This is a genomic window from Micromonospora sp. BL1, assembly GCF_003667485.1.
GTDB lineage: Bacteria > Actinomycetota > Actinomycetes > Mycobacteriales > Micromonosporaceae > Micromonospora > Micromonospora tulbaghiae.
The window spans coordinates 21,717-31,196 of record NZ_RCVK01000127.1 but is presented as its reverse complement, the minus strand read 5'-3'; the positions used below and the strand labels follow the sequence as shown (position 1 = coordinate 31,196).

Below are 9,480 nucleotides of genomic sequence, written 5' to 3'. Positions count from 1 at the left end.
GGTGGGGAGGGCGGCCAGGTGGGGGAGGACGCCGGAGGTGAGCAAAATGGTCGCGCCGATGGCGATGAAGATCGCCGGGACCAGCCAGTGGCCGGCGCGGCCGACCAGCGCCACCACCCGCGGGTGCCCGCCGAGCGCGGCGGCGACCGCGCACCACACGGCCACCAGCACGGCGAACACCAGCAGCCAGATCAGGCCGGTCACCGGGTCGAGGGCGCGGAACACCGGCACGTAGACGGCGATGTTGTCCGCGCCGTTCGCCACAGTCACCCCGGCGACGCCGAGCAGGCTGCCGACCACCGCCGGTGGCTCGTCGTCGTCGCGCCGGGTCAGCAGCGCGCGGACGCCGAGCGCGATCGGCAGCAGCCCGAGCAGGCCGGGCCACGGGTCCGGCACCACGAGCAGCCCGGCGGCGGCCACCACGGCGACCGCGACGAGCGCGCCGATGCCCGCGTACTGCCCGGCGACGATCTGCCACGGCCGGGGACGCCCGGTCCGCCGGGCGGCCACGAAGAGCACGGTGAGCACGACGACGTCGTCGAGGTTGGTGGCGGCGAAGACGCCGGCGGCGCCCGCCGCGGCCGTGATCGTGTCAATCACTCCGGGCACGATACGGCCCGCCGCACCGGCCGTCGCATGATCCACACCAGGTCGCCGTGGTGGCGGTATCCGGAGCGCGGCGTGCCAGCCACCTCGGGGAGGTGGTGTCGATCATGCGGGAGGACGCCGGCACCTCGCCGCGGTGGCGCCGACAGGCCTGTCCGGCGGGGGCGGTACGGATCAGCGGGCCGGAAGGATCACTCTATCGGGAAGCTGACATTGCGTAGCGTGTCGGTTGGCGAATAGTTGATATCTGGCGCATGATCGTCCGAGGCGGTCTAATAGGTGGGACCGTATCCGAACCGCACAGTCTGGGACGTGAGGAATCAGCATGGCAGCCACCGGCACAGCCACCAGCACTGAGAAGGGTCGCCGGATCGTCGGGGCCGAGCGTCAGACGCTCGCCAAAGACCTGGTAAAGCGGTACACCGGGGGTGAGAGCATCCGTGCTCTGGCGGCCTCGACGGGCCGTTCCTACGGGTTCATCCACCGTGTGCTCACCGAGTCCGGGGTGCAGCTGCGGCAGCGCGGCGGCGCCCGGCGCCGGAAGAAGGCGTGACCCGCCCCCCAGCGTCGTCCATCAGCGCGTTCCGGGGCGTCCGGTGACCGCCGAGACGACCGGAGTGCGCTTCGACTGCGACGGGCCGGTCGCGACGGTGACGTTGTGCCGGCCCGACGTGCTCAACGCGCAGACCCCGGCGATGTGGCGCGCGATGAGCGACTTCTCTCGCGACCTGCCCGGCGACGTGCGCGTCGTCGTCGTACGCGGAGAGGGGCGAGCCTTCTCCGCGGGCCTGGACCTGGCGGTCGCCGGTGCGACCGGGCCGGGCTCCTTCGCCGAGCTGGCCGCGATGCCGGAGGCGGAGTGCGCCGACCGGATCGCCGCGTACCAGGGCGGTTTCACCTGGCTGCACCGGCCCGACGTGGTGTCGATCGCCGCCGTGCAGGGCCACGCCATCGGCGCCGGCTTCCAGCTCGCGCTGGCCTGCGACATGCGGGTGCTCGCCACCGACGCGAAGCTCTCGATGGCCGAGGTGACCCTCGGCCTCGTTCCCGACCTGGCCGGCACGCGCCGCCTGGTCGAGCTGGTCGGCTACTCCCGGGCGCTGGAGATCTGCGCCACCGGCCGGCGGATGGACGCCGCCGAGGCGGACCGGATCGGCCTGGCCACGCTCGTGGTGCCGAACGACGAGCTGGACGGCGCCGTGCGTGATCTGTCCGCCGGGCTGCTCGCCAACAACCGGGACGCGATCGTCGAGATCAAGGCGCTTCTCGCGGGCGCGACCGGGCGCTCGCACGCCGAGCAGCAGCGCGCCGAGCGGGAGGCGCAGACCCGGCGGATCCGGGACCTGGCCGGGCGGGGCGAATAGCCGGGACGGCGATTTCGTAAGGACCGTCCGGGAAGATCTGGGTTACTCGCGAGGTTGTCACAGGCGTCGGGAGAATGGACTCCGACGGTTCATGCTGCCCCGACGACCCGGAGGTGACGAGTGTCCCACCCGATGGCCGGCGGCGGCATGGGCGGCTGGAGCATGCTCCGGTCGCTGCGTAACCGCGACGAGGTCTCCGCCCACGAGCTCAAGCGCGGCACCGCCCGGCGGATCGTCGCGTTCGCCCGGCCCTACCGGCGCGACATCGTCGTCTTCCTGATCACCGTGATCGTCGCCGCGGTGATCGGCGTGGCCACGCCGCTGCTCGCCGGCGACGTCATCGACGCGATCGCCGTGGGCGGCGCGGACGCCCGCTCGACAGTGGTCCGGCTCGCCCTGATCATCGCCGCGCTGGCCGTGGCCGACGCGTTGTTCTCCCTGGTACAGCGGTGGTATTCGGCCCGCATCGGCGAGGGCATCATCCTCGACCTGCGCACCCGGGTGTACGACCACGTCCAGCGGATGCCGTTGCAGTTCTTCACCCGCACCCAGACCGGCGCCCTGGTCAGCCGGCTCAACAACGACGTGCTCGGCGCCCAGCGGGCGTTCACCTCGACGCTTTCCGGCGTGGTCAGCAACGTCATCCAGCTCGTGCTCACCGCCGGGGCGATGCTCGTGCTGTCGTGGCAGATCACCGTGCTGGCGCTGGTGCTGCTGCCGATCTTCATCATCCCGGCCCGCCGGGTCGGCCGGCGGCTGGCCGAGATCACCCGCGAGTCGTACAACCTCGACGCCAAGATGAACGCGACGATGACCGAGCGGTTCGGCGTGGCGGGCGCGCTCCTGGTCAAGCTGTTCGGCGCGCCGGAGGTGGAGGCCGACCGGTTCGCCCGCCGGGCCGAGCGGGTGCGCGACATCGGCATCCAGTCCGCGATGTACTCGCGGACGTTCTTCGTCGCGATGCTGCTCGTCGCGTCGCTGGCCCAGGCGCTGACGTACGGCGTCGGCGGCTGGCTCGCGGTCACCGGGGCGGTCAGCGCCGGCACCGTGGTCAAGCTGGCGCTGCTGCTGACCCGTCTCTACGGCCCGCTGACCGCGCTGTCCAACGTCCGGGTCGACGTGATGAGCGCGCTCGTCTCCTTCGACCGGGTCTTCGAGGTGCTCGACCTGCGCCCGCCCATCGCCGAGAAGCCCGGCGCGGTGCCGGTGCCGCGCGGCAACGGCCGGGTCGAGTTCCGCGACGTGCGCTTCCGCTACCCGAGCGCCGCCGAGGTGTCGCTCGCCTCCCTGGAGGAGGTCTCGACCCTCGACCGCACGGTCAACGAGCCGGTGCTCAGGGGCGTCTCGTTCGCCGTCGAGCCGGGGCAGATGGTGGCCCTGGTCGGCCCCTCCGGCGCGGGAAAGTCGACGCTGTCCATGCTCATCTCCCGGATCTACGACGTCAGCGACGGCCAGGTGCTGGTCGGCGGCGTCGACGTACGGGACGCGACGCTCGCCTCGCTCCGCGACGAGATCGGCGTGGTCACCCAGGACTCGCACCTGTTCCACGAGACGATCCGGGAGAACCTGCGCTACGCCAAGCCGGACGCCACCGACGACGAGATCTGGGCGGCGCTGGCCGGCGCGCAGGTCGCCGACCTGGTCCGGGCGCTGCCGGACGGGCTCGACACGACGGTCGGCGAGCGGGGTTACCGCTTCTCCGGCGGCGAGAAGCAGCGCATCGCCATCGCCCGGCTGCTGCTCAAGGCCCCGTCGATCGTGATCCTCGACGAGGCCACCGCCCACCTGGACTCGGAGAGCGAGGCGGCGGTGCAGCGGGCGCTGTCGGTGGCGCTGACCGGGCGTACCGCGCTGGTCATCGCGCACCGGCTCTCCACGGTGCGCGACGCCGACCAGATCCTCGTGCTCGACGAGGGCCGGATCGTGGAGCGCGGCCGGCACGACGAGCTGGTGGCGGTCGGTGGCCTGTACGCCGAGCTGTACCGCACCCAGTTCGCGGTCACCGACTCGCCGACGCCCCACGCCGAGGCGGAGCAGCCCGAGCCGGTGGTGACCACGGTGCCGATGGGCACCTACGTCGCCCACGAGGCCATGCCCCCGGCGGCCGCCAACTAGCGGCCCGGCGAGACCACATCCCGGCGCCGGGCCGTCGACAGCCGGCGCGCGACAGTTTTTGTCACGGTGGGGCGCGGTGACGACTGACGGCACGAACGCGGCGACGACCGGAGCTCTAGCCCGCGACGACCTCGGCGCGCAGCTCGGCGAACGCGGCGCCGAGCGTCTCCGGGGTGAAGTGGGCGTTCAGGCCGCTCGGGTTGGGCAGCACCCAGAGCCGGGCCGCCGCGAGCGTCTCCGGCTGCGGCCCGAAACCGGCCTTCGGCCGGGCGAACCCGATCCGGTACGCGGTCACCCCGACCACCGCCACCCAGCGCGGCCGGAAACGCTCGACCTTCGCGGTGAGCGTGGCCGCGCCGTCGACCAGTTCGGCGGCGGTGAGTTCGTCGGCGCGGGCGCTGGCCCGGGCCACCATGTTGGTGATGCCGAGGCCCAGCGCCGGAAGCGTGTCCTGTTCGCTGGGGTGCAGCAGCCGTGGCGTGAAGCCGCCCCGGTGCAGCGCGGGCCAGAACCGGTTGCCCGGGCGGGCGAAGTGCCAGCCCGTGGCCGCCGACCACAGGCCCGGGTTGATGCCGACGAACAGCACGTCCAGGCCGGGCGCGATCACGTCGGGCAGCAGCCGGTCGGCCGCCGCGGCGAGCTGCTCGCGGCTGGGCCGGGGGTGGCGGCGGGCGGGCGTGCCGGGTCCGGGCGCGGCCTCGGGCCGTCCACCGCCCGGCCGTCGTCGATCGCTCACCGGCCCACCGTCACAATCCGCGCAGCGCGCCGCCGTCGACCGGGACGGTGATCCCGGTGACGTACCCGGCGGCGGGGGAGAGCAGGAACGCGGCCACCCTGCCGAACTCCGCCGGGTCGCCGATGCGCCCGAGCGGGATCGCCGCCTCGGCCTGCGCGCGGGCCCGCTCCGGATCGCCGGAACCGGCAAGCAGCTCCCGGTTGCGGTCGGTCATGATCCGTCCCGGCAGCAGGCTGACGACGCGTACGCCGCGCGGGCCGAACTCGTCGGCCATGTCCTTGGCGACGCCGGCGAGGCCCGGCCGCAGGCCGTTGGAGATGCCGAGGCCGGGCAGCGGTCCGCGTACCGAGGTGGACAGCACCAGCCCGATCGCGCCGCCCTCGGTGAGCGCCCCGGCCATCGTGCGGGCGAGCCGGACGCTGCCCAGGAAGACCGTCTCGAACGACTCGCGCCACTGCTCGTCGGTGACGGTGGCGGCGGTGCCGGGCGGCGGGCCGCCGACCGAGATCAGCGCGCCGTCGAGGCGTCCGAAGTGTTCGCGGGCGGCGGCGACGAGCCGTTGCGGCGTGGCGGGGTCGGTGAGGTCGGCGGTCAGCCCGATCGCCCGCCGCGGGTCACCGAGCGCCTCGACGGCGGCGGCCACCCGTTCCGGGGTACGCGCGGAGATGACCACCCGGGCGCCGTCGGCGACGAGTTGTTCGGCGGTGGCGAAGCCGAGGCCGCCGGAGGCGCCGGTGAGCACGTACACCCGGTCGGCGAGTCCGAGATCCATGCACCGATCCTGCCGTACCGGCGGGTGCCTGTCAGCGCGGGGCGGGCCGCAGCAGGCGTACCCGGCCGGCGACCTGAACCGCGACGGCGCCGCCGGTCCGGGCGAGGGCCGGCAGCCGGCGTGGCCGGGGCGGGCGGCGGCCGTCGTAGCGGCTCGCGGCCTCGCGCGCGGTCAGCTCCTCCGCGCCCAGCGGCGGCAGCGCGTCCCGGTCGCGCAGGTCGCGGGCCAGGTCCCAGCCGTCGCGCAGCGAACCGTTCGTGGGACGGCTGTCGGCCCACGCGGTGAACGTCGCCGGCCAGTCCGCGCCGAGGCCGGCGGCGAGCAGCGGCCAGTGCCGGGCCACGTCGCCGGCGCGTTTGCGCAGCAGCGCCCGGCGGGCTGCCTCGACCGGGGCCGGGGCGAAGCCGGGCGGCAGCGGTCCACCGGCGACGAGCGCGGCGACCAGCTCGGCCTGCCGGGCCGCCAGGTCGCCGCTCACGTGACCACCGGGTGGCCGGACGCGGCGGCCAGCGCGTCCAGTTCGGCGCGCAGCTCGGCGGCGGGCGGGTAGTGCCCGTCGCGCTCCAGCAGCAGCGCAGGCGGGCGGCGCCGGGCGCACAGCTCGCGGACCAGGTCGAGGACGGCGGCGGGCACCGGGTCGGTGTGCGTGTCGTGGTAGAAGCCGCCGTGTTCGGCGCCGCCCGCCACGTGCACGTAGGCGATGCGCTCCAGCGGCAGCCGGTCCAGCAGCGCGGCCGGGTCACCGCCGCGGTTGCGGGCGTTGGCGTGCACGTTCGCCACGTCGAGCAGCAGCAGCGCGTCGGTGGCGTCGAGGATCTCGGTGAGGAAGTCCGCCTCGTCCAGCTCGTCGTCGGGCCAGTCGAACAGCGCCGCGATCGGTTCCAGGGCCAGCGGCACCGGCAGCTCCGCCTGCGTCCGCCGCACGTTCGCCACCACCGCGGCGACCGCCTCCCGGCTGCGCGGCAGCGGCAGCAGGTGACCGGCCTCCAGGCCGCCGGCCCGCACGAACGCGATGTGCTCGCTCACCAGCGGCGCGTCCAGGGCCGCGGCCACCCCGGCCAGGTGCGCGACCCGGGCCGGGTCGACCGGCTCCGCGCCGCCGAGCGACAGCCGCACCCCGTGGGGTACGACGTCGACGCCGCGTTCGCGCAGCTCGGCGAGCCCGTCCGGGAGCGGCCCGGCCGGGGCGAGCGCCTCCGCGACCACCTCGACGAAGCGCAGCCCCGGCAGCCCGGTGACGAACCCGGCGATCTCGGGGCGCCAGCCGATGCCGACGCCGGACGGGCCGCTCATCCGCCGCACCCGCCTCCGCCGCAGCCACCGCCTCCGCCGCACGAGCTGCCGCCCCCGCACGAACTGCCGCCGCCTGCGGTCGCCCCGCCGCCGCAGGAGGTGCCGGAGCTGGCGCCGCCCGCGTTGCCCATCGCCTGCCGCTGGATCTCGGCCTGCTCCGCGAAGCCGGGATCCATGGTCCAGAGCGTGGCGGTGCCGAACAGCGCCACGCCCAGCGCCACCTCCGCCGGGCCGTACGTCGTGTACGCGGGCCCGGCCGCCGGCCGCAGCCAGGTGTGCCGGCGGCGCATGTCGTTCAGCGCGGCGGTGGCCGCCCGGGTACGCCAGGGCACGCGGTTGAGCAGCACGAACGCGAGGCCGAGCGGGAACAGGCTGAGCAGCAGCCAGCCGGTGGGCCGGTCGTTGAGCAGCCCGGAGACCGCGCGCACGATGCCGATGACCAGCAGGGCTCCGACCAGCAGCGCGCCGCGCCGCAGCGTCCGGCGTCGTTCCTGGTCCAGGGCCAGGCCCCGGCGTACCAGGCCGTCGCGCAGCTCGTCGAGCGCCCGCCGGACCCACTCGTCGGCGGCCAGGTCTCGGGTACGCAGACCGCGGCTGGCCGCGTGGTGCACCGCCTGGTCCAGCGGGGTGGCCCCGGCCGGCAGCGGGCCGCCGGTGGTGAGCCGCCGGTCCGGCCGTACCCCGACCGCGCCCGCGTGGCGCAACCCGCCGAGCGCCGCCCAGACGGCGAGCTGGTCGCCGCCGTTGAGGTACGCGACCTGCTGCGGACCGAGGTCGCCGTACGCGGTCACCGGCGTGCCCGCCAGCATGCGCCGCCGGTACACGATCGCGCCGACGACCAGGACGACGGCGAGCAGGAGGTACCAGCGCAGGAATACGGGGCCGGGGATGCCCCAGGTGTCGGAGGGGGTCATCGTCTGCTCCTGTCGCGAGGAGGGGTCGCGGCTCATTGTGGAGCAGGCGCGCCAGAGTCGATCTCCTGGAGCGGCGTAGTTACCGGACCGAGACCGGTGCCGGTTCAGTGCCGGCGGACGGCCTCCTCGACCAGGTCGAGCACGCGGGCCAGGTCACCGGCCGGCCGGCCCATGGCCAGGTGCAGCACCAGCCCGTCGTAGGCCAGCTCCAGGAACTGGGCCAGCACGTCGATCGGCACGTCGTCGCGGAGTACCCCGGCTTCGCGCTGGCGCAGCAGGCGTTCGCGGGTGGCCCCGGCGATGGCCTCGGAACGCTCCGCCCAGCGCTTGGCGAAGGCGGGGTCGGTGCGCAGCCGGCGGGAGACCTCAAGCTGGCTGCCGAGCCAGCCGGTGGTGTCCGGCGAGACGGCCCGGGCCAGCAGGTCGCGCATCACCTGCACGAGGCCGTTGCGGGCGACCGTCTCCACCATGGCGGCGGCGTCGTCCTCGGCCACGGCGAGGAACAGGGAGTCCTTGTCCCGGAAGTGGTGGAAGATCGCGCCACGGGACAGGCCGGTGGCCTCCTCCAGCCGCCGTACGGTGGCCCCCTCGTAGCCGTGCCGGGCGAAACACGCCCGCGCCGCCGCGAGGATCTCCTGGCGGCGCGCGTCGAGCTGGTCCTGACTTACTCTGGGCACGGGTGGATCGTCGCAGGTGGAACCGGCCGATGCAAACCGTACGTACGGCTTGAGATGCGATTCCGGATGATCATCTGTCCGTCGCCGGGTGGTTAGGATCGGCGCGTGACCGCCCCTCCCGCGCACCCGCTCACCGTCGCCGCCGTCCAGGCCCAGCCCGTCCCCGGCGACGTCGCCGGCAACGCCGGTGCCGCCGCCCGCCTCGTCGCCCGGGCCGAGGGCGCCCGCGTCGTGGTGCTGCCCGAGTTGTTCCTGCCGGCGTACCACCCGCCGACGCTCGGGGCCGACCCGGACGCCACGGACGTGGCCGCCGACGCCGACGGCCGGGTCGCCGACGCCCGGCTGGACCCGCTGCGCTCCGCCGCCGCCGACGCGGGCGCCGCGGTGGTGATCGGTGCCGCCGTCCGCCACCCCGACCGGCGGCGCACCATCTCCTCGCTCGTCGTGGACCCGGCCGGCACGGTCACCGCCGCGTACGACAAGCAGCAGCTCTGGAGCGGCGAGCGGGAGCTGTTCGACGCCGGCCGCCGGGGCGCCACGCTCGTGGTCGACACGTGGCGGCTGGGCCTGGGTGTCTGCTACGACGGCTGCTTCCCGGAGCACGCGCGGGCCGCCGCCGGCGACGGCGCGCACGGCTACCTCTGCCCGAGCGGCTACCTGGCCGGCTCGGCGCACCGCCGCGACCTCTACTACGCCGCGCGGGCGCTGGACAACACAATGTACGTGGTGTTCGCCAACTCGGTCGGCGGCACCGATCCCTGGCGCTTCAACGGCGGCGCGGCGGTGTACGACCCGGAGGGCCGGCCGCTGGCCCGGGGCGCCGACACCGGCGAGGACGTGCTGGTGGCCACGCTGGACCCGGACGCGCTGGCCGCCACTCGCGCGGCGCACACGATGCTGCTGGACCGTCCGCTCGACGCCGGGGCGGATCGCGCCGTCCTCGTCGCCTGATCGCCGTGGCCGGGCCCTCGGCCCTGTCGGTGCTCCGGCCGTTCCCGTAGGG

General features: G+C 74.9%; 11 protein-coding genes. 4 read left to right on the top strand and 7 right to left on the bottom strand.

Going from position 1 to position 9,480, the window contains the following annotated elements; genetic code table 11:
• Positions 1–600 (bottom strand): cadmium resistance transporter (locus EAD96_RS02110; protein ID WP_233585361.1); only part of this gene is annotated, 600 nt, incomplete at its 3' end.
• Between the two features lie 331 nt (positions 601–931).
• On the opposite strand from EAD96_RS02110, the gene EAD96_RS02105 reads away from it, so the two are divergent.
• From EAD96_RS02105 to EAD96_RS02095, 3 genes are all read left to right on the top strand, one after another.
• Positions 932–1,159, top strand: coding sequence for a helix-turn-helix domain-containing protein (locus EAD96_RS02105; protein ID WP_007072022.1), 228 nt, complete (start codon positions 932–934; stop codon positions 1,157–1,159).
• 43 nt (positions 1,160–1,202) lie between these two features.
• Positions 1,203–1,970 (top strand): enoyl-CoA hydratase/isomerase family protein, encoded by a 768-nt coding sequence (locus EAD96_RS02100; protein ID WP_121683071.1) that lies wholly within the window; start codon positions 1,203–1,205, stop codon positions 1,968–1,970.
• A gap of 132 nt (positions 1,971–2,102) precedes the next feature.
• On the top strand, positions 2,103–4,085 hold the full coding sequence (locus tag EAD96_RS02095; RefSeq protein WP_121683070.1) for an ABC transporter ATP-binding protein: 1,983 nt from the start codon (positions 2,103–2,105) through the stop codon (positions 4,083–4,085).
• 115 nt (positions 4,086–4,200) lie between these two features.
• Here EAD96_RS02095 and mug read toward each other — a convergent pair whose 3' ends face one another.
• The 6 genes from mug to EAD96_RS02065 all read right to left on the bottom strand — a co-directional run bounded on the left by mug (position 4,201) and on the right by EAD96_RS02065 (position 8,477).
• The gene (mug, locus tag EAD96_RS02090) at positions 4,201–4,821 is read right to left on the bottom strand and encodes a G/U mismatch-specific DNA glycosylase (RefSeq protein ID WP_121683069.1); all 621 of its coding nucleotides are present in this window, start codon (positions 4,819–4,821) and stop codon (positions 4,201–4,203) included.
• A gap of 10 nt (positions 4,822–4,831) precedes the next feature.
• Complete coding sequence (locus EAD96_RS02085; protein WP_121683068.1) at positions 4,832–5,593, bottom strand: SDR family oxidoreductase; 762 nt, start codon at positions 5,591–5,593, stop codon at positions 4,832–4,834.
• Positions 5,594–5,624: 31 nt separating this feature from the next.
• Complete coding sequence (locus EAD96_RS02080; RefSeq protein WP_121683067.1) at positions 5,625–6,071, bottom strand: hypothetical protein; 447 nt, start codon at positions 6,069–6,071, stop codon at positions 5,625–5,627.
• On the bottom strand, positions 6,068–6,886 hold the full coding sequence (locus EAD96_RS02075) for a DUF692 domain-containing protein (protein WP_121683072.1): 819 nt from the start codon (positions 6,884–6,886) through the stop codon (positions 6,068–6,070). The genes EAD96_RS02080 and EAD96_RS02075 overlap by 4 nt, the downstream gene beginning before the upstream one ends.
• A complete protein-coding gene (locus EAD96_RS02070) occupies positions 6,883–7,800 on the bottom strand; it encodes a TIGR04222 domain-containing membrane protein (protein ID WP_120568945.1) in 918 nt (305 codons plus the stop codon). Before EAD96_RS02070 ends, EAD96_RS02075 begins: the two co-directional genes overlap by 4 nt.
• A gap of 104 nt (positions 7,801–7,904) precedes the next feature.
• Positions 7,905–8,477: a TetR/AcrR family transcriptional regulator gene (locus tag EAD96_RS02065; RefSeq protein WP_013287426.1), complete on the bottom strand. Its 573-nt coding sequence runs from the start codon at positions 8,475–8,477 to the stop codon at positions 7,905–7,907.
• Positions 8,478–8,582: 105 nt separating this feature from the next.
• On the opposite strand from EAD96_RS02065, the gene EAD96_RS02060 reads away from it, so the two are divergent.
• A complete protein-coding gene (locus EAD96_RS02060; RefSeq protein ID WP_121683066.1) occupies positions 8,583–9,428 on the top strand; it encodes a carbon-nitrogen hydrolase family protein in 846 nt (281 codons plus the stop codon).
• The last annotated feature ends 52 nt before the right edge of the window (positions 9,429–9,480 follow it).